At 64.8% G+C, this 18,937-nt stretch carries 16 protein-coding genes and 2 pseudogenes; 9 read left to right on the top strand and 9 right to left on the bottom strand.

Translation table 11 applies throughout. The annotated features are described in order from the left end of the window. Window positions 1-1,364: pseudogene (locus AADZ78_RS18035) on the top strand (HNH endonuclease signature motif containing protein). A gap of 38 nt (window positions 1,365-1,402) precedes the next feature. Here the strand turns inward: AADZ78_RS18035 and AADZ78_RS18040 are convergent. Continuing rightward, window positions 1,403-2,569 carry a GNAT family N-acetyltransferase gene (locus AADZ78_RS18040; protein WP_169726405.1) on the bottom strand — a complete coding sequence of 389 codons (1,167 nt, stop codon included), beginning with the start codon at window positions 2,567-2,569 and terminating at the stop codon, window positions 1,403-1,405. A 63-nt stretch (window positions 2,570-2,632) separates the two neighbouring features. On the opposite strand from AADZ78_RS18040, the gene AADZ78_RS18045 reads away from it, so the two are divergent. The 4 genes from AADZ78_RS18045 (at window position 2,633) to AADZ78_RS18060 (ending at window position 8,927) form a co-directional block, all read left to right on the top strand. Further along, on the top strand, window positions 2,633-3,691 hold the full coding sequence (locus AADZ78_RS18045) for a dihydrodipicolinate reductase (protein ID WP_085252914.1): 1,059 nt from the start codon (window positions 2,633-2,635) through the stop codon (window positions 3,689-3,691). A 150-nt stretch (window positions 3,692-3,841) separates the two neighbouring features. After that, on the top strand, window positions 3,842-4,312 hold the full coding sequence (locus AADZ78_RS18050) for an MmpS family transport accessory protein (RefSeq protein WP_085252915.1): 471 nt from the start codon (window positions 3,842-3,844) through the stop codon (window positions 4,310-4,312). Next, window positions 4,309-7,197, top strand: coding sequence for an RND family transporter (locus AADZ78_RS18055; RefSeq protein WP_085252916.1), 2,889 nt, complete (start codon window positions 4,309-4,311; stop codon window positions 7,195-7,197). Before AADZ78_RS18050 ends, AADZ78_RS18055 begins: the two co-directional genes overlap by 4 nt. Before the next feature lie 152 nt (window positions 7,198-7,349). Next, window positions 7,350-8,927, top strand: a complete 1,578-nt coding sequence (locus AADZ78_RS18060; RefSeq protein WP_204800662.1) for a PecA family PE domain-processing aspartic protease — start codon at window positions 7,350-7,352, stop codon at window positions 8,925-8,927. A 553-nt stretch (window positions 8,928-9,480) separates the two neighbouring features. On the opposite strand, the gene AADZ78_RS18065 is transcribed toward AADZ78_RS18060, so the two are convergent. The 5 genes from AADZ78_RS18065 to nadD form a co-directional block, all read right to left on the bottom strand. Continuing rightward, window positions 9,481-10,320: a DegV family protein gene (locus tag AADZ78_RS18065; RefSeq protein WP_085250729.1), complete on the bottom strand. Its 840-nt coding sequence runs from the start codon at window positions 10,318-10,320 to the stop codon at window positions 9,481-9,483. A 65-nt stretch (window positions 10,321-10,385) separates the two neighbouring features. Next, window positions 10,386-11,141, bottom strand: coding sequence for a diglucosylglycerate octanoyltransferase (octT, locus tag AADZ78_RS18070; protein ID WP_085250730.1), 756 nt, complete (start codon window positions 11,139-11,141; stop codon window positions 10,386-10,388). Further along, window positions 11,131-11,802: a glucosyl-3-phosphoglycerate phosphatase gene (gene gpgP, locus AADZ78_RS18075; protein ID WP_085250731.1), complete on the bottom strand. Its 672-nt coding sequence runs from the start codon at window positions 11,800-11,802 to the stop codon at window positions 11,131-11,133. Before gpgP ends, octT begins: the two co-directional genes overlap by 11 nt. After that, window positions 11,799-12,170, bottom strand: coding sequence for a ribosome silencing factor (gene rsfS, locus AADZ78_RS18080; protein ID WP_085250732.1), 372 nt, complete (start codon window positions 12,168-12,170; stop codon window positions 11,799-11,801). The genes gpgP and rsfS overlap by 4 nt, the downstream gene beginning before the upstream one ends. Then, on the bottom strand, window positions 12,167-12,832 hold the full coding sequence (nadD, locus tag AADZ78_RS18085; RefSeq protein WP_085250733.1) for a nicotinate-nucleotide adenylyltransferase: 666 nt from the start codon (window positions 12,830-12,832) through the stop codon (window positions 12,167-12,169). The genes rsfS and nadD overlap by 4 nt, the downstream gene beginning before the upstream one ends. 44 nt (window positions 12,833-12,876) lie before the next feature. On the opposite strand from nadD, the pseudogene AADZ78_RS29175 reads away from it, so the two are divergent. From AADZ78_RS29175 to AADZ78_RS18100, 4 genes and pseudogenes are all read left to right on the top strand, one after another. Continuing rightward, window positions 12,877-12,930, top strand: a pseudogene (locus AADZ78_RS29175) (hypothetical protein); the annotation flags it as partial. A 15-nt stretch (window positions 12,931-12,945) separates the two neighbouring features. After that, the gene (locus AADZ78_RS18090) at window positions 12,946-13,110 is read left to right on the top strand and encodes an AbrB/MazE/SpoVT family DNA-binding domain-containing protein (RefSeq protein WP_372510561.1); all 165 of its coding nucleotides are present in this window, start codon (window positions 12,946-12,948) and stop codon (window positions 13,108-13,110) included. Further along, window positions 13,094-13,519, top strand: coding sequence for a type II toxin-antitoxin system VapC family toxin (locus tag AADZ78_RS18095; RefSeq protein WP_085250735.1), 426 nt, complete (start codon window positions 13,094-13,096; stop codon window positions 13,517-13,519). The genes AADZ78_RS18090 and AADZ78_RS18095 overlap by 17 nt, the downstream gene beginning before the upstream one ends. Before the next feature lie 69 nt (window positions 13,520-13,588). After that, a complete protein-coding gene (locus AADZ78_RS18100) occupies window positions 13,589-14,635 on the top strand; it encodes a class I SAM-dependent methyltransferase (RefSeq protein ID WP_085250736.1) in 1,047 nt (348 codons plus the stop codon). Window positions 14,636-14,650: 15 nt separating this feature from the next. Here AADZ78_RS18100 and AADZ78_RS18105 read toward each other — a convergent pair whose 3' ends face one another. The 3 genes from AADZ78_RS18105 to AADZ78_RS18115 are packed head-to-tail and all read right to left on the bottom strand — an operon-like array spanning window position 14,651 to window position 18,266. Continuing rightward, window positions 14,651-16,099 carry a vWA domain-containing protein gene (locus AADZ78_RS18105; protein WP_085250737.1) on the bottom strand — a complete coding sequence of 483 codons (1,449 nt, stop codon included), beginning with the start codon at window positions 16,097-16,099 and terminating at the stop codon, window positions 14,651-14,653. Between the two features lie 18 nt (window positions 16,100-16,117). Beyond that, on the bottom strand, window positions 16,118-16,993 hold the full coding sequence (locus tag AADZ78_RS18110) for an AAA family ATPase (protein WP_085250738.1): 876 nt from the start codon (window positions 16,991-16,993) through the stop codon (window positions 16,118-16,120). A gap of 25 nt (window positions 16,994-17,018) precedes the next feature. Next, entirely contained in the window at window positions 17,019-18,266 is a 1,248-nt protein-coding gene (locus AADZ78_RS18115) for a glutamate-5-semialdehyde dehydrogenase (protein ID WP_085250739.1), read from the bottom strand. Window positions 18,267-18,937 lie beyond the last annotated feature (671 nt).

Below are 18,937 nucleotides of genomic sequence, written 5' to 3' on the forward strand. Positions count from 1 at the left end.
ATGGCTTCGAGCAGTCGCGAAGAGATCGTCGAGGTCTTCAACGCGCTCGACACCGAGCTAGACCGCTTGTGCGAGTTATCTTTTGACGTGTTCACCACCCCCGAACGCTTGCGGGCCCTCGAGCGCCTGGAACGCGTGGCACGCCGACTGCACGCACCACAGCACACGTTGATCAACCAGCTCGACGCGCAAGCCACCGAAGAGGAACTGGGCGCCACACTGGGCTCGGCGCTGGCCGACCGGCTGCGTATCACCAAGGCCGAGGCCAGCCGGCGCATCAACGAAGCCGCCGACCTCGGACAACGCCGCGCGCTGACCGGTGAACCGCTGGCACCCGTATTGACCGCGACCGCGGCCGCCCAACGCGACGGGCTCATCGGCGACGGGCACGTGCGCGAGATACGTAGCTTTTTCGCCCACCTGCCCGTCGAGGTGGACCTACCCACCCGCCAAGCCGCCGAAGCCGACCTGGCCCACAAGGCCGGCGAGTATCGCCCCGACGAATTAGCCAAATACGCCCAACGCATCATGGACTGGCTCAACCACGACGGCGAATACAGCGACGAACAACGCGCCCGCAAGCGCGGCATCACCATCGGCAAGCAGGAATGCGACGGCATGTCACGTATCAGCGGCTACCTCACCCCCGAAGCGCGCGCCACCTTCGAACCGGTCCTGGCCAAACTGGCCGCCCCCGGCGCGTGCAACCCCGAGGACGAGACGCCGGTGGTCGATGAGCAGCCGTCGCAAGAGGCGGTGCGCCGTGACACCCGCAGCCAACCCCAACTCAACCACGACGCCCTGCTGGCCGCACTGCGCGCCCTGCTGGCCTCGGGCAACCTAGGCCAGCACAACGGCCTACCGGTGTCGATCATCGCCACCGCCACACTGCAGGACCTGCAAGCCGCCGCGGGCAAGGGCTTCACCGGTGGCGGGTCCCAGCAGCCCATGTCGAATCTGATTCGCATGGCCAGCCACGCTCACCATTCCTGGCCCTGTTCCGTAACGGCAAGCCACTGGCGCTGTATCACACCAAGAGGCTGGCCTCCGCTGCGCAACGAATCATGCTCTACGACCGCGATCGTGGATGCAGCAAGCCCGGCTGTGATGCACCGGCCTACCACAGCCAAGTCCACCACGTCACGGGATGGCAGGCGACCCACCGCACTGACATCGACGACCTCACCCTGGCCTGCGGCATCGACAACAGACTCGCCGAAAACGGCTGGACCACCCGCAAGAACGCCAACGGCGACACCGAATGGATACCGCCGCCACACCTCGACCACGGACAACCAAGGACCAATCCCTATCATCACCCGGAACGATTCCTCTACGATCGCGACGACGACGAGCCCGTTTGACGTTGGGACAGGCCCCCGCGATGCGTGCCCGAGACCCCTTAGAACTCGAAGGCGGTCTCAGCTGGAACAGCGGTGACCAACGCCGCATCGAGGTGACGCACCAGCTGGGAATCCTTGGCGCGCAATCGGTTTGCCGCGGCAAATGTCGACGCCCGGTGCACGCCCAGATACAGACTGCCTAGCACATCCAGACCCGTCTCGATCTCGGCCGGCGCATCGGTCGGGGTGCAACGCGCGTAGCCGTCATGGATCTCCAGCGCGAATCGGCCGGCATCGGATACTTCCAGCACCACGGCTAGTTCCCCGGCATAGCTACGCGCCTCAAGCGCCGCCGGCACATCCATGATGCGCAACCAGAGGCCGTCCTGGCGCCAGGTCGTACGGGCCAGTCGCGTATCGGTAAGCAGAAACGGCAACGGGTCGTCCGGGCGGGTGGGGATGCTGACTCGCTCCATGGAATCGAGCCCAAGCAGCGCGCGCCACAGCGCACCGTGCGCGTCGGCTGTGACGGCCCTGAACTCGTCGACACGCGCCAGCTTGAGATCGGTGCTGTCCGCCCGATACAGCGCGTAGCCGTCGGGATGCACTAGCGCAAAGGACTCGCGCTCCGCAGGCTGCCGGTCGGTCAGCACTCCGTCCCACAGCACCTTCGGACGCAGCAGCCCGCCCGGCACCTGCTTGCGCCACCGCTCGTAGACCGCCTCCAACTCACCGCGATATTCGGCGGGCCGCACCAACCGGACCGGCCCCGCAGCCGGGGCATCGGCATGGAAGCCGGCGCGTCGCCGATCGATCGTCAGCTCCTGCAGGATCGTGGCGGGCCCATAGCCGAATCGGCCGTAGATGCCGCCCTCGCTGGCATGCAGCGCCGCCATCGGATAACCGGAATCGGCTATGCGACGGTGTAATTCGGTGCACATCGCGCGCAGCAACCCGCGCCGACGGTGGGTCGGTGCAACCGCGACGAAGCTGAGACCGGCAGTCCGCAGCACGGCCCCGCCGGGAACCGTCAGCCGCAGGTCCAGATACAGCGCCATGCCGACGACATCGCGGCCATCCCGGACCACCACGGCCCCGTCGTCGGGCACCAGCGCACGCAACGCGTTGGCGGCCTCGGGGCCGACAAAGTCGGTGAAGCTTGCGGCGCCCAGGAAGTGCATCCCCGGCCAGTCGTCCTCGGTCGGACTACTCACAATCACGGTCACGGAGTCCGACTTTGGCACACCCCGCGCCGCTGCGCATCCGAATATTGTCGCGATAATGGCCCGATGAGCACAACCGGCGCGGACCGCCCACTCAAGGTGATCCAGTGGACCACCGGAAACATCGGACGGCGATCGCTGCACGCCATCATCGACAGGCCCGACATGGAGTTGGTCGGCGTGTACGCCCACGGACCGGACAAGGTCGGTGTCGACGCTGCAAACCTGGCCGGCTGGCCGGAACCAACAGGGGTGCAGGCCACCAATGACATCGATGCCCTGCTCGCACTGGAAGCCGACGCATGTTGCTATAACCCGTTGTGGCCCAACATCGACGAGTTGGTGCGCCTGCTGGAATCAGGGGTCAACGTCTGCACCAGCGCAGCCTGGATCACCGGCGGCAAGCAAACGCCACAGGATCGCGAACGCATCGTCGCCGCCTGCGAGCGCGGCCGGTCGAGCATCTTCGGCAGCGGCGCGCATCCCGGGATGACGAACATGGTCGGCATGGTGTTAAGCGCTTCCTGCGAGCGCGTCGACGAGATCCGCATCACCGAGTCGGTCGACTGCTCAACATACGAATCGGCGGAAACCCAGACGGCGATGGGCTTCTCCCAAGATCCCGACACCCCCGGGCTGGCCGAGAGTGTGCGGAGAGAAAGCGAGGTCTTCGCCGAGTCGGCCGCGATGATGGCCGACGCGATCGGGGCAAGGCTTGACAGAATGTCGTTCGACGTCACCTTCACCGCCGCCACCGCCGACAGCGATCTTGGCTTCATGACGATCCCGGCCGGAACCGTCGGAGGCGTCTACGGCTACCACCGAGGCTGGGCCGGCGACCGCAACGTCGTCAGCGTCGGATTCAACTGGGTCATGGGCAATCACGTGGTCCCGCCGAAACCGCTGGAACACGGCCATGTCATACAGGTTTTCGGGCTGCCCAACATGCGCACGGTCCTGCATTGCCTGCCACCGAAGGATTGGAACGAACCCGGGTTCATGGGCCTGGGCATGATCTACACCGCAATGCCGGTCACAAATGCGGTCCCGGCAGTCGTGGCCGCAAAACCGGGGATCGTCACGCTCGCCGATCTGCCGCCGATAACCGGCCGGGTGGCCCGCTAGAACTGAGTCGTTCAGCACACCAAGGGGTCCGAGGAACGCCGCCGTGCACTAAAGTTTACGATACTTAGCCGAGCAAAGATTCCGTGGGTGGACACGGGAAGCAAGCTCTCCGATTGGGTGTTACACGTCTAGCGTCGGCGCCCGAAAGGCATGGAAGGCGGTGAGGTGAATTTGGCTCCCATTACCGGCACCGTCACTCGCTTCGCTAAACGGGCATGGATACCCCTGGTCCTGGTGGTTGTACTGTCCGTGTCGGGATTGGTGGTATCACGACTGCACAAGGTCTTCGGCTCACAAGACCTCAACGCGAATGCCGGCGCTGGGATTGAGATCGTGCAGTTCAATCCGAAGGTCGTGGTCTACGACATTTTCGGGTCCCCGGGGTCCACCGCCGAAATCAACTTTTGGGACGCCGACGCCAACACACACCAGGTCAACGCTGCTGAGCTGCCGTGGTCGTTCACCATTTCGACCACGCTGCCCTCGGTGAGCGCCAACATCATGGCGCAAGGCAACGGCAACCAGATCGGTTGCCGCATCACCGTCGACGGCGTGGTGCGAGAAGAGAAAACGGCCCACGGTGTCAACCCCCAGACCTTCTGCCTGGTGAAGTCCGCATGACCGACACCAACAGCAAGAGCGACCTGAGCACTGCCGACACCAGCCCGATCAGCGTCACGCGCACCGAGAAACCCAGACACCCCCACCGACCCGTCATCCCTCATGCCATCCGCTTGTTCGCGGTGCCGATCATCCTGGCCTGGGTGGTGCTCACCGTCGTCGTGAACGTCGTTGTCCCGCGCCTTGAAGTCGTCAGCGAGCAACACTCGGCGCCGATGACACCCCTTGACGCACCGTCGATGAAGGCGATGATGCTGCTGGGGCACAACTTCCGCGAATTCGATTCCAACAGCACGGTCATGATTGTCCTGGAAGGCCAGCAGCCCCTCGGCGACGACGCACACCGCTACTACGACAACCTGATTCGCCAACTGCGCCAGGATCCCAAGCACATCCAGCACATCCAGGACTTCTGGGGGGATCGGCTCACCGCGGCTGGCGCTCAAAGCGCAGACGCCAAGGGCGCCTACGTCATGCTGAACCTGGCCGGAAATCAAGGCACCACACTGGCGAACGAATCGGTCGAAGCCGTCCGCGAGGTGATCGACCGAAACCAGGCACCACCCGGAGTGAACGCCTACGTCACCGGTCCCGCAGCCCTTTCCGATGACATGCACCTCATCGGAAACGCCAGCCTGGCTAAGATCACGCTGTTCACGCTAGCTGCCATCGCGGCGATGTTGCTGCTGGTCTACCGCTCCATCGTCACCACGCTGGTGCAGCTGTTCATGACCGGCATCGCGCTGGCTTCGTCGCGGGGAATCGTGGCAGTTCTTGGGTACAACAACGTATTCGGGCTCACCACATTCGCTGCGAATATCCTCACGATGCTGGCAATCGCCGCCGGAACGGATTACGGAATCTTTCTGGTGGGCCGTTATCAGGAGGCACGCCAGGCCGGCGAGGACCGAGAAACCGCGTACTACACTACGTTTCGCGGCGTGGCCCCAGTTGTGCTGGGATCCGGCCTGACCATTGCCGGGGCGACGTACTGCCTGAGCTTCGCGCGGCTGCCCTGGTTTAACACGATGGGTGCCCCGGTGGCGATCGGAATGCTGGTCGTCGTGCTGGCCGGGCTGACGCTGGGCCCGGCGGTTGTTTTCGTGGGCAGCAAGTTCGGCCTCTTCGAACGCAAGCGGGCGGCCAACGGCAAGCTCTGGCGGCGGGTGGGTACCGCGGTAGTGCGTTGGCCCGCACCGGTTTTGGCGGTAAGCGCCGCCGTCGTTCTTATCGGCATGATCGCTCTACCCGGCTATGTGACCAGTTACAACGACCGCTACTACCTGCCGACCTCGGCCCCGTCCAACGTCGGGCAGGCGGCGGCGGATCGGCACTTCTCGCAGGCCAGGATGAATCCGGACATGCTGATGATCGAAGCCGACCATGACATGCGCAACCCCGCCGACATGCTGGTACTGGACAAGGTGGCCAAGAACGTCATTCGCGTGGTGGGCATTGCGATGATCCAGGACATCACGAGACCGCTGGGCATTCCAATTCAGCACAGCTCGATACCGTTCCAGAACAGCATGCAAAGCCAAACGACCATGCAGAACATGGCCTTTCTGAAGGATCGAATGAGCGACATCCTGAAGATTGCCGACCAGATGCAGTTCATGATCGAGACCATGCAGCGTATGTACCAAGTGACGCAGGAACTTTCGAGTGCCGCCGACGACAGCGCCAAGACCACGGCGGAAACGGCCGACATCACCAATCGATTGCGGGACCACATCGCCGATTTCGACGACTTCTGGCGGCCGATCCGCAGTTACTTCTACTGGGAGAAGCACTGCTTCGACATTCCCATCTGCTGGTCGTTGCGCTCCCTGTTCGATTCGTTGGACGGCTTCGACCAACTTGCGGGGCAGTTCGACATCCTCACCAAAGACATCCAGCGCACGGCGGCGGCCACGCACGAGATGCTGACCTTGATCCCGCCGATGATCGCAACGATGCAGACCACCAAGGCCCTCACGCTGACGATGCACGCCACCTTCATGGCGATGCTCAACCAGATGGAGTCCATGAGCGACACGGCGATCGTGATGGGGCAAAGCTTCGACGCGTCTAAGAACGACGACCTCTTCTACCTGCCGCCCGAAGCGTTCGACAACCCGGATTTCCAGACCGGCCTGCGCATGTTCTTGTCGCCGGACGGAAAATCCGCCCGCTTCTTCATCACCCACCAAGGCGATCCCATGACGCCCGAAGGAATCTCGCGTGTTGACGCCGAGCGAACCGCGGCCCAAGAGGGGCTGAAGATGTCCTCCCTTTCCGAGGCCAAGGTGTATCTCGGGGGTACCGCCGCCACCTTCAAAGACATGCACGACGGCGCCAAGTACGACCTGATGATCGCGGTGGTATCGGCGCTCACGCTGATCTTCATGATCATGCTGCTGCTGACCCGAAGCGTGGTCGCGGCGTTGGTGATCGTCGGCACGGCCGCCAGCTCGATTGCCGCGTCGTTCGGCCTGTCGGTGTTGATCTGGCAGGACCTGTTCGGCATCAAGATCCACTGGATCGTCATGGCGCTCTCGGTCATCATCCTGTTGGCCGTCGGATCCGACTACAACCTGCTGTTGGTGTCGCGCTTCAAAGAAGAGATCCACGCGGGACTCAAAACGGGAATCATCCGGTCGATGGCCGGCACCGGCGGGGTGGTGACGGCCGCGGGTCTGGTCTTCGCCTTCACGATGGCGTCCATGCTCGGCAGCGAGCTGCGCGTGCTGGGCCAGTTCGGGTCCACCGTATGTATCGGTCTGCTGCTCGACACGTTGATCGTGCGCACGCTGCTGATGCCGTCGATCGCCACTTTGCTGGGCCGCTGGTTCTGGTGGCCGCAAGTTGTCCACCCGCGTGGCGACAACGTCGCGCGGGCGTGAGGCCGACGGTTCGGCAAATTTGCAGCGAGCCCGCGGGAAGTTGGGGTGTCCAGGCTGGGCGATTCAGGATAACTTCATAGTTACTTCAAGCCGCTGCGTATACCAATAACTGATCGCGAACGCGCGATTGTTGGCCTGGCGGGAGGTACGACATGTCGTTCGTGAACGTAGCGCCGGAAATGGCGGCGGCCGCGACAACGGAGCTGACCGGCATCGGCTCAGCAATCGGCGCCGCGACCGCCGCCGCCGCGGCTCCGACGACCGGGGTGATGACTGCCGCCGCTGATGAGGTCTCCGCGGCGCTGGCCACGCTGTTTGCCGAGTACGGTCAGCAATACCAGAAGGCCGCCGGGCACGTCGCGGCGTCCTACGGTCAATTCACCCGCAACGTCTTGGCCAGCGTGAATGCTTATGTGGCCGCCGAGACCGCCAACATCAGGCAGTTCCTGTTGATCGCGGCCGGCCCGATCAATGAGCCCTTCGTAGAGCTGACCGGACGCCCGCTGATCGGCGACGGCGCCAACGGGTACACCAACGCCCAAGGTGTGGGGACGGCCGGCGGGGCCGGCGGCTGGTTGTACGGCAACGGCGGTGCCGGTGGGACCAGCACTCGCTTTGGAGTGGCTGGGGGTGCCGGCGGGCCCGCGGGTCTGATCGGCGATGGCGGCACCGGCGGCAACAGCGTTTACGGCGGAATGCCCGGGGGTGCCGGCGGGCGCGGGGGCCTGCTGATCGGCGACGGCGGTACGGGCGGGGCGAGCGGTCCCGGGGGCGTGGGGGGTGTGGGCGGTCGCGCGGGCCTGTTGGGACAACCCGGGACCGCCGGGATCAGTACGCTCCTTTCGCCGAACCAGACGCTTATCTATATAGATCAGTTCGGCAACCCGCTGTTAAACATCTCGGTAGGCGGCGGACCGAGTTCGCCCGTGATCGTCGACTCCGGCGCCTCTGGGCTTGTTGTTCCACCGCACTACGTCACTGGGGTCGCTCTCGGCACGCCCGGCGCGACGGGTTCCGTCAGTTACGGCCTGAGCAGCACCAGTCGCCTCTTCGTTGATTACCAGACGTATCAAACGACCGTGAATTTCGGGAACGGAATCGTCACCGGGTCGACCACCGTTGGCGTCGCCACCTCGGCATCCTTGGTTACGCAGACGCCGGCGGGGACCACATCCCAGCCCATCAACGATCTTTCGTTGTTACCCGCCTATTTGGGCGTGGGCCCCAACAATAATTTCCCCTTCTCCGACCCCACGAACGCAGCGTTACCGACCAACATGAATCAGGGTGTGCTTTTCAACATGCCTCGCGGTTTGCTGGAGTTCGGCCCCAATTCGCTGCCGCCCACTGTCGACCTCAATGGAGCTCCGTTGACCGTCGTGCAGGTACAGATCAACAACGAATTACCGCAGACCGTCGGCGCAGTCGTCGATTCCGGTGGTGTGGGTGGTGCCATCCCCCAATCGTTGGTGCCGGGCCTTAGTATCGGTAATCGCCTTCCCGAGGGAACAACCATCTCGGTCTACACGATCAATGGTGTCCACCTCTACACACAGACGGTCACTGCGGCCAATAGCCCACTGGTTGTGCCGTCGGCACCGCCAAGCGCCGTACCGGGGCAAGACGCATACTATGTGTTCAATACCGGGAATTACCCCTTCTCAGTCGGGCCGATCTACATCGCGAACAACGACGCTACCGGGACGACAATCTTTAACAGGCTGATCTGACTTGGCCGGGTCGTCGGGCACATCGCACCGTCACAACAGTCACATGTGCCGCGGCGCCCGGTGACACCCGATGCGCCCGGCTCTGAGCGACAACCGCCTGACCTGCGGTGATGTGCCCAAGTTGGTAGTGGCCGCGCGGGTTTCGAGGTGGCGTTGACCTGCAGAAACCGAGTTGTCGCGTTTAGGTGGGCAGGGAGACAATAGCCTCCGGCACAGGCCAGAGTTGCGGATGTGACGAGAGCGCAATACAGCTGGAGCAGAACCTCGCGTCAAATTTGAGTCATGGTGCGCGCCAACGCAGTTCGCAGTAGCCCCGATTCGCCATCTGCACGTCCCGGTCCTCGTGAGCGACCGGCGCACAATTTTCCACGCGTCCCGAAGCAAACTCACAGGTCAGCGGGCTCCAGCGATGCCGAGCTGCGAACCGTAAGCCAAGTCGGGTTACACCCTGAGTGACAAATGTCAGGTTGTCAGGTAGCTCGCCGCGGACGTCAGCAGGTGCGATGTGGGGCACCCTGAATCAACGACCCACGACGATAGCCGGTGAGCGTGGCTACGGCTTGAGCTCGGGAAGTTCCAGGCAGACGGCGACGGCGCCGTGGCCGACGTGCACCGCAAGCACCGGCCCCATCGGCGTAACGACCGCTGGCTCACACGCGGCAAGGCGCTGCGTTAGCACCGTTGCCACGTCCTGCGCGCCCTGCGGGTTGGCGACATGGTGCACCGCGAGGGCAGCGGAACCGTCGCCGACCACCTCGCACACCCGATCGATCATCGTCGCCGTCGCGTGGCGGACGGTGCGCACCCGTTGGGCCAGAACGAGTTTGCCGTCATCGATGTGCAACAGCGGCTTGAGCGCCAGCGCGGTGCCCAGCCACGCCTTCGCCCCACCGATGCGCCCACTGCGACGCAGGTTGTCCAACCGGTGCACCACCATGAACGCATGCGTGCGGCCCACCGCCGCGCGCGCGGCGCCGGCAACCGCGTCCAGGTCGCCACCGGCGCCCGCCGCGCGTGCGGCGGCCAGCGTGACGAAACCGGTACCCATCGCTGCCGACTTCGAATCGATAACCCGCACACCCGGACCGAGGCCGGCGGCGGTCAGCTCGGCGGCGCGATAGGTTCCCGACAACGCCGACGAAATGTGTACCGCCACAACGCCGTCACCGCCGCTGTCGGCCAACGCCTGCTGGTAGGCGTCGGCCAGCTCGGCCGGGGTGGCCGCCGCGGTGGTGGCGTGCAGCTTGTAGATGTCATCGGGTATCTCGTCCACGCCGTCAAGCAAGTCAGCGCCGTCGAGCAGGATGTGCAGCGGAACCTCACGTATCGCGTACTTTTCGCGCAACTCGGCCGGCAGGCACGACGACGTATCGGTCACCACTACGACAGCCACGAGCGCCGCTCTCCCCCGCAAGCGGGTAAGCCCCCTATTGCATCGTCGCCGGTGCGGATCATGGCTCAGCCGTGCGGATTCTCGGTTGGCACGCCGGCTTCGGCGAGCGCCTTGAGCATCAGTTCCGCGACCGCCTGATGGGCTTCGAAATTCCAATGAATGCCGTCAGGATTGCCCCGTCCGCTCATAACCTGTTCGGCGACAGCGGCTTTGAGGTCCACCAACGGAATATCGTGGCGCTGTGCCCATTTCGTGATCGCCGCCACGGTCCCGGCTCGACCGTGATGCGCTTTGCCGTACGTCTGCGCAATGTGGACCGACGGCAGCGAAGCCACGATCGGGATGCCCGGGCGATTGAAATCGATTGCACCGCGGGTCTGCTCAAGATATTCAGCGCTCAGGTGGGGCGGCAACGCGGACCTGGCCATCGGAGACAACCGCGGTTGGACCCAGGCATACCCGTCGCGGACCCAGCGCCGCAACCATGGTGGCCGTACATAGCGGATCAGCTCACGCAGAGCCGTCGGCAACACCGACGGCAACGAATCCATCCCGCCGGTCGCGAAGACCACCGCCCCCGCCCTGGGTAGCGCCGCCCAGGACCGCGGGTCCTGGGTTGCGGCCCACCACACGTCTCGACAGGTCCAGCCGATACGGCCAATCAATTCGAGGTCCCAACCCAATTGCGAGGCAACGATATTGGGCCAGATACGCGGGTCGTGTGCGGGCAGGCCGCCGGTGGGACCGTAATAAGCCAGCGAGTCCGCGAAGACTAAAAGCACCGGCTTCGACACAGACCTTGCAGCACGCTCAGAGGACATCGTTAGACACCTGAGCCGAGGCGTTCCACACGTCCAGGCGCCACCTAATCGCGTCAAAGTGGGCGTCTGGCTCGGAATGGCCGCTTAGTTGCACCCAACTGCAATTGCCCATGCCGCCCAAAATCGGCCAGTTGGCGACCGGCAACTTCAACAGCGCGACCGACAAGGCGGCGATCAGCCCACCGTGGGCCACCAGTATCACCGGTCGTTCCGGTTCGCCCGCGTCGCCCCATTCCTGCTCGTCCGACACCAGCTCGGTCACCACCGGCAGACTGCGCGCGGCCACGTCGACCCTGCTTTCGCCGCCGTGCGGTGCCCACCTTGCATCCTCGCGCCATGCGAGCCGGGCTCCCGGGGACTCGGCGTCGATCTGGGCGTGGGTCAGGCCCTGCCAGTCGCCGATGTGGGTCTCGCGCAGCCGCATGTCCACCCGCACCGGCAGCCCCGTGCGCTCCCCCAGCCTGATCGCCGTGTCGTAGGCCCGTCGCAGATCCGACGACACGATCAGCAGCGGCTGCAGCTTGCCCAGCACCTCGGCGGCGGCGATCGCCTGGTCTCGACCCAGTTCACTGAGCTCGGTGTCCAGTTGGCCTTGCATCCGGCTACCGAGGTTGTAATCGGTTTGCCCGTGCCGCAACATCACCAGCCGGCGCACCCTCATGACCCGGTCCCCGACAGGTCCACCGGCACCACGGGACAGTCACCCCACAGTCGGTCCAAGGCGTAGAAGTTGCGGTCGTCCTGGTGCTGGATATGCACGACGATGTCGCGGTAATCCAGCAGCGTCCACCGGCCCTCGCGGGCACCCTCGCGGCGTGCCGGCTTGTAGCCCGCTCGGCGCATTTTCTCCTCGACCTCGTCGACGATGGCGTTGACCTGCCGTTCGTTGGATGCCGAAGCGATGACGAAGCAGTCGGTGATGACCAGCTGCCCGGAGACATCGATGACGACGACGTCGTTGGCGAGCTTGGATGCGGCCGCGCCCGCGGCCACCGTCGCCATCTCGATGGCTTCCTGGTGGGCGGTCATGGGTTGTTCCCCGCGGCCAGGCTCGCCGATGAACGCACGCCGTCACCCGGCGGTTGGCGGTACAGCCGGCGCTTGGAGACGTACTGCACCACGCCGTCGGGCATCAGGTACCACAGCGGTCGCTTCTCCGCGGCGCGCCGACGGCAGTCGGTCGACGAGATTGCCAGGGCCGGGATCTCAACCAGGGTCAACGCGTTTTCGCCCAGCTCACCCAGGACCCCGGTGATGTGGTCGTGATGCAACTCATAGCCGGGCCGACTGACCCCGACGAACCGCGCTAGGTCGAACAGCTCCTCCCAGCCTTGCCAGGTCAGGATGGAAGCCAGCGCGTCGGCGCCGGTGATGAAGTACAGCTCGGATTCCGGGTTCAGCGCGTGCAGATCCCGCAGCGTGTCCTTGGTATAGGTAGGGCCGCCGCGGTCGATGTCGACCCGGCTCACCGAGAAGCGGGGATTGGAGGCGGTGGCGATCACCGTCATCAGATAACGGTCCTCGGCGGCGGAAACGTGACGTCCCTTCTGCCACGGCTGGCCGCTCGGCACAAACACCACTTCGTGGAGGTCGAACAGGTCGGCCACCTCGCTGGCGGCAACCAGGTGGCCGTAATGGATCGGGTCGAACGTCCCACCCATGACACCCAGCCTGCGAAGGTGCTTTTGCACGGTTTGCCAGCTTACTTGACCAGCAAAAGCGGTATTGTCTAGGCATGCGTGCAACCATTGATAAGGCAGGTCGATTGGTTATTCCTAAGCCATTGCGGGATCATCTTGGGCTCATGCCAGGTGAAGTAGAGGTCACTGCCGACGGGGCAGCCCTACGTGTCGAGGCGCTCTCCGGCGAATCGCTCGGTGAGCGTGACGGCCGCTTGCTGATACCGGCCGGCGGTGCCGAGATTGACGACGCGGTTGTGCGGACGCTGCGCGATGCCGGCCAGCGCTAAAGCAGCCACGCTGGTCGACACCAGCGTCGCGGTCGCGCTCGTGGTGGCCGACCATGCGCAACACGAGCAGACCTTCCGCGCGTTGAGTGGCCACACCCTCGGCCTCGCCGGACACGCCGCCTTTGAGACGTTCTCGGTACTGACTCGCTTGCCGCCACCGGCGCGCAGGACTCCAGCGACCGTCGCCAAACTGCTTGCGCACACCTTCCCCGAGACCAGATTCCTCGGCGCTGGGGCGGCAACGTCGCTGCTAACCGAACTTGGGACGGCCGCCATCGCAGGCGGTGCCGTCTACGATGCGCTGGTCGGTGCGACCGCGAACGAGCATCGACTCCGCCTGGTAACTCGCGATCGGCGGGCGTTGGAGATCTATCGCGCGCTCGATGTGGACGTCGAACTGCTGACTTGAGTAGCGCCCACCGGGCACGTTTTGATCCAATGCCCGGCAACAGCCCGCTCGGTCGTGTAGAAGAGGTCTGTGGACAATCTTCCGCTCACCTCCGACGAACCGACACAGCTGCTGAAAGAAGCAATGACCCGGCAGCTCTACCACCGATCGGTAGTCACGGGTGAAATCACGATACCGGCGGTCCCGGGCATGATCGATGAGTACGTGAAGATGTGCGACGACCTGTTTGCGACGGTGGGCAGGAAGTTTTCCGACGAGGAACTTGCTCACGTCCGGAAGGTGCTCGAAGGCCAGCTGGCCGAGGCTTTTGCCCGATCCCCGCGGTCGAGCATCGTCATCACCTATAACGCGCCCGTCGGCGGGACCTTGCACTATCAGGTCAATGCCCGCTGGTGGACCTTGGCCGAGGCCTACGAGAACTGGATCAGCACCCGTCAGCCGCCGCTATTCGGTACCGAACCCGACGCTCGCATCTGGGCGCTGGCCAACGAGGCGGCCGACCCCACAACCCATCCGGTGCTCGAAATCGGGGCAGGAACCGGGCGCAACGCCCTTCCCTTAGCGCGACGCGGACACCCGGTCGACGTGGTGGAGATGACCCCGAAGTTCGCCGAGATGATCCGCACCGAGGCCCAACGGGAATCCCTCAACGTGCGCGTCATCGTGCGCGATGTCTTCGCAAGCACGGATGGTCTAGGTCGCGATTATCAGTTAATAGCGCTTTCCGAGGTGGTGCCCGATTTCCGGACGACGCAGCAGTTGCGTAATCTGCTTGAGCTCGCCGCCGTTCGTCTCGCTCCTGGTGGACGCATTGTCTTTAGCGTCTTCCTGGCAGCCCACGGCTACACGCCCGACCAGAGCGCACGCGAGTTCGGGCAACAGGTGTACACGGGATTCTTCACGCGCCACGAGATGGCGGCTGCTGCCAACGGACTACCGCTAGAGCTCATCGCCGATGACTCGGTCTATGAATACGAGAAAGCGAATCTGCCCGAAGGCGCCTGGCCGCCCACCAGCTGGTATGCCGGTTGGGTCAGTGGCACCGACCTGTTCCCCGTCGAGCGTGAGACGAGCCCGGTCGAGTTGCGCTGGCTGGTGTTCCAGAAGACTCACTGAGTCGCTCCGCCGAGCTCAGACCGGCAACAGTTGGTCGATCACTGCCGCCAATTGTTTGGCGGACCGGCATTCGTGCATGGTGATCACCTCTTGGTAGCGCGGCACCGCGGAATCGCCGCTGCCCCACAGGTGTTTGGGCTCGGGGTTGAGCCAGTGCGCGTGCCGAGCGGCCATCACCATGTCATCTAGCACGTCGACGGCCGGGTTGCGATAGTTGGTCCGGCCGTCGCCGAGAACCAGCAATGAGCTGCGCGGTGACAGCACATTCGGGAATGCCTGCACGAATGAGACGAACGCGTTGCCGTAGTCGGAATGCCCGTCCCGGTTGTATACGCCGGCCTCCCGGGTGATGCGCTGGATCGCCACCGCTAGGTCGGCCTCGGGCCCGAACATGTGGGTCACCTCGTCGGTGGTGTCGATGAAGGCGAACACGCGAACGCGCGAAAACTGTTGGCGCAGAGCATGTACCAACAGCAGGGTGAAGTGGCTGAACCCAGCGACCGATCCCGAAACGTCGCACAGCACCACCAGTTCCGGGCGCGCCGGTCGCGGTTTGTTCAGCACGACGTCGATCGGCACGCCGCCGGTGGACATCGACTTGCGCAGTGTCTTGCGTAGGTCGATCGACCCGGCGCGGGCGCGGCGGCGACGGGCCGCCAGCCGGGTCGCAAGGGTGCGGGCCAGCGGGGCGACCACCCGTCGCATCTGGCGTAGTTGCTCACCGGATGCTCGTAGGAATTCGACGTTCTCGGAAAGCTGTGGGATGCCGTACATCTGAACGTGCTCGCGGCCGAGCTGCTCGGCGGTACGCCGCTTGGTCTCGGCGTCGACCATTTTGCGCAACTGCGTAATCTTTTGTGCAGCAAGAGCTTTGGCGATCTGCTCTTGAGCCGGCGTGGGCTCGTCGCCATACGGGGCGAGCAGCCCAGCCAGCAGCTTGCCCTCCAGCTCATCCAGCGCCATCGCCTTGAGTGCTTGATAGGACGAGAAAGACGGGCCGCGGCTGGAACTGTATTTGCCGTAGGCCTCCACGATCCGCGCGATCATCGCGACCAGCCGCTCATCCATGTCGGCCAGCTCCGGGTTGTCGGTCAGCAGATCGAGCAGCATCTGCCGCATCGCCTCGACGTCGTCGGGTGGCAGAGCAAGAGCATCGGGGTCACCGGCGGTATCGTCGTTCAAAACCACCGCCCGTGCGCCCAATGCGGCGGGAAACCACAGGTCGAACATGGCGTCGTAGGTGTCACGGTGGTCCGGTCTGCGCAGCACCGCGCAGGCGATGCCCTCGCGCAGCACCTCACGATCGCCCAAGCCCAGTGTGGCCATCACCCGCCCGGCGTCCACCGTCTCGGATGGGCCCACCGAAATCCCGCTTCCGCGAAGCGCTTCCACGAACCCGACCAAGTGACCGGGCAGCCCGTGCGGGGCGAGCGGCCGGGTAGGACGGATCCGTCGGGAGGCCATTTTGATTGAGCCCCTTCCTTAATTAAGCCTGAGCTCGCCGGTCGCGCGGTGCTGGTCGGATTGGTGTTTGAGGACCACACCGAGCGTGGCAGCAACGACCGCGTCGTCGATGGTGTCTAGGCCCAGCGCCAGCAGCGTGCGTCCCCAGTCGATGGTTTCTGCGATCGACGGCACCTTCTTGAGCTGCATCGCGCGCAGCACGCCGATGATGCGGACCAGCTCCTCGGCGAGGTGCTCGGGCAGTTCGGGCACGCGTGACAGCAGAATGCGGCGTTCCAGCTCGGGGGTGGGGAAATCGATGTGCAGGAACAAGCAACGACGTTTAAGCGCCTCGGACAATTCGCGGGTGGCATTGGAGGTCAGCAACACGAACGGCGCCCGGGTTGCGGTAAGCGTGCCCAGTTCCGGGACGGTCACCGCGAAGTCGGAGAGCACCTCGAGCAGCAGACCCTCGATCTCAATGTCGGCCTTGTCGGTTTCGTCGATGAGCAGCACCGTCGGCTCGGTGCGCCGGATGGCGGTCAGCAGCGGACGTTGCAGCAGGAACTCCTCGCTGAACACATCGGTTTTGGTGGCCTCCCAGTCTCCGGATCCGGCCTGGATCCGCAGGATCTGCTTGGCGTGGTTCCACTCGTAGAGCGCGCGTGCCTCGTCGACACCCTCGTAGCACTGCAACCGGACCAGCCCCGATCCGGTTGCCTGGGCGACGGCTCGGGCCAGCTCGGTCTTGCCGACGCCGGCGGGGCCTTCCACCAGCAACGGCTTGCCGAGCCGGTCGGCGAGGAAGACCGCCGTCGCGGTGGCGGTATCAGGCAGGTAGCCGGTCTCGGCCAGCCGCCGCGAGACGTCCGCGATGTCGGCGAACAACGGCAGCGACCGTGCGGGCAGGCTCATGTGGAATTCTCCTTAAAAGAGTGCGTCAGGCCGGACGGGTGTGGCCGTCGCCCCAGACGATCCACTTGGTGGAGGTCAATTCGGGCAGCCCCATCGGACCGCGTGCGTGCAGTTTCTGGGTGGAGATACCGATCTCGGCGCCGAAACCGAACTGCTCGCCGTCGGTGAACGCCGTCGAGGCATTGACCATCACCGCGGCGGCATCGACTTGTTCAGTAAACCGTTGGGCCGCAGCAAGATTAGTGGTCACGATGGCTTCGGTGTGGCCGGTGCCGTACTCATTGATGTGGGCAATCGCCGCGTCCACACCGTCGACCACCGCTACCGCGATATCCATCGCGAGGTATTCGCGACGCAGGTCCTCCTCACCGGCGCCCGCATGTACGGTGACGCCGGAATCCCGCAGGGCGGCCAGCAGCCGCGGCATGGCCTGTTCGGCGATCGCGGCATCGACCAGCAGCGTCTCGGCCGCATTGCAGACGCTGGGCCGGCGGGTCTTGGAGTTCAGCAGGACGCGTTCGGCGATGTCCAGATCGGCGGCCTCGTGGACGTAGACGTGGCAGTTGCCGACGCCGGTCTCAATGGTGGGGACCTGCGCGTCGCGCACGACCGCGTTGATCAGGCCCGCTCCCCCGCGCGGAATGACCACGTCAACCAAGCCGCGGGCCTGGATCAGGTGGGTGACGGTGGACCGGTCGGCGGCCGAAAGCAGCTGAACGGCGTCGGCGGGCAACTCCTGGCTGGCCAGTGCCTCGCGCAGCACCGTGACCAGGGCGTCGTTGGATCTCGCGGCCGAGGAGCTGCCGCGCAGCAACGCGGCGTTTCCGGACTTGAGTGTCAGCCCGAAGGCGTCGACGGTGACGTTGGGTCGGCCCTCGTAGATCATGCCGACCACGCCGAGCGGCACCCGCTGCTGGCGCAGCTGAAGTCCGTTAGGCAGGGTGTAGCCGCGCAGCACGACACCGACCGGATCGGGTAGCCCGGCGACCTGCCGCAGGCCCGCGGCGATGCCATCGATGCGCTGGGGGTTGAGGGCCAGCCGATCAAGCATCGCGGCGGGGGTGTCCGCGTCCCGTGCGGCGTTCAGGTCCTCGGCGTTGGCCGCCAGGATCCGGTCGGCGTGGGCGAGCAACTCGTCGGCGGCGGCGTGCAGCGCACGGTCTTTGACGGCAGTGGGCAGCGAGCCCAGCCGGCGGGCGGCCACCCGAGCGCGGCGTGCGGCGTCGTGCACCTCTTGACGTAGGTCCGGAACCGATGGCGCGTGCACACTCATCACCCCAGGGTATCGGGCTTGACCTGGCCTAGTAAGACGGCCCGTTCCCGCTGGACCAGGTCAGCCCACATGGAGGCTCAATTAGGCTGCGCTGCATGTCCCTGCGGGTTGGTGTCGATGACTTGCGTGCGGTGGCGCCCGGTGGGGCACGTTGGCTGGTGAGCTGAGCGTTCAGGCACCTTGTGACCTCGGGTTGTCCGGTCAGCCAGTGCGGCGGCGGTGACGGCTGCCAACGCTGACATTGCGGCTGCTGCGGCCGCGCTCAGCACGCGCTTGCACACCAGTGCGACGCGAGTCGCCGCGGCCGATACGGGCTATGTCGCGAACGAAGGCCGCTCGGCGAGCATTCTGGGTCCCCTGAAGTGGGTGTAACCATCGTCCCGAACCACACAGACCTGCTCGACTGACCCATCGACCATCTCACCGAGGCGGCTAGCCATTGGGTAGCCACTGGCAAGCGGTGGTACGAGACCTTCGACCGCGTCTGGCAAGACTCGGCCTCAATCGACTGGGAAGGCGAGGCGGCCGGACGGCTGCAGAACCGGACGCGCGCCGACAAGCTGAAGGTCAGCGGGTTAGACGATCAGTTAAATCACGCGGCCAAAGTAGCCCGGATTGGCGCGTCCGACTTGTATGCTGCACGGTCGAGGCTGCGGTACGCCGTCGAGGAC

Origin of the sequence: Mycobacterium riyadhense, from assembly GCF_963853645.1 — a bacterium.
GTDB lineage: Bacteria > Actinomycetota > Actinomycetes > Mycobacteriales > Mycobacteriaceae > Mycobacterium > Mycobacterium riyadhense.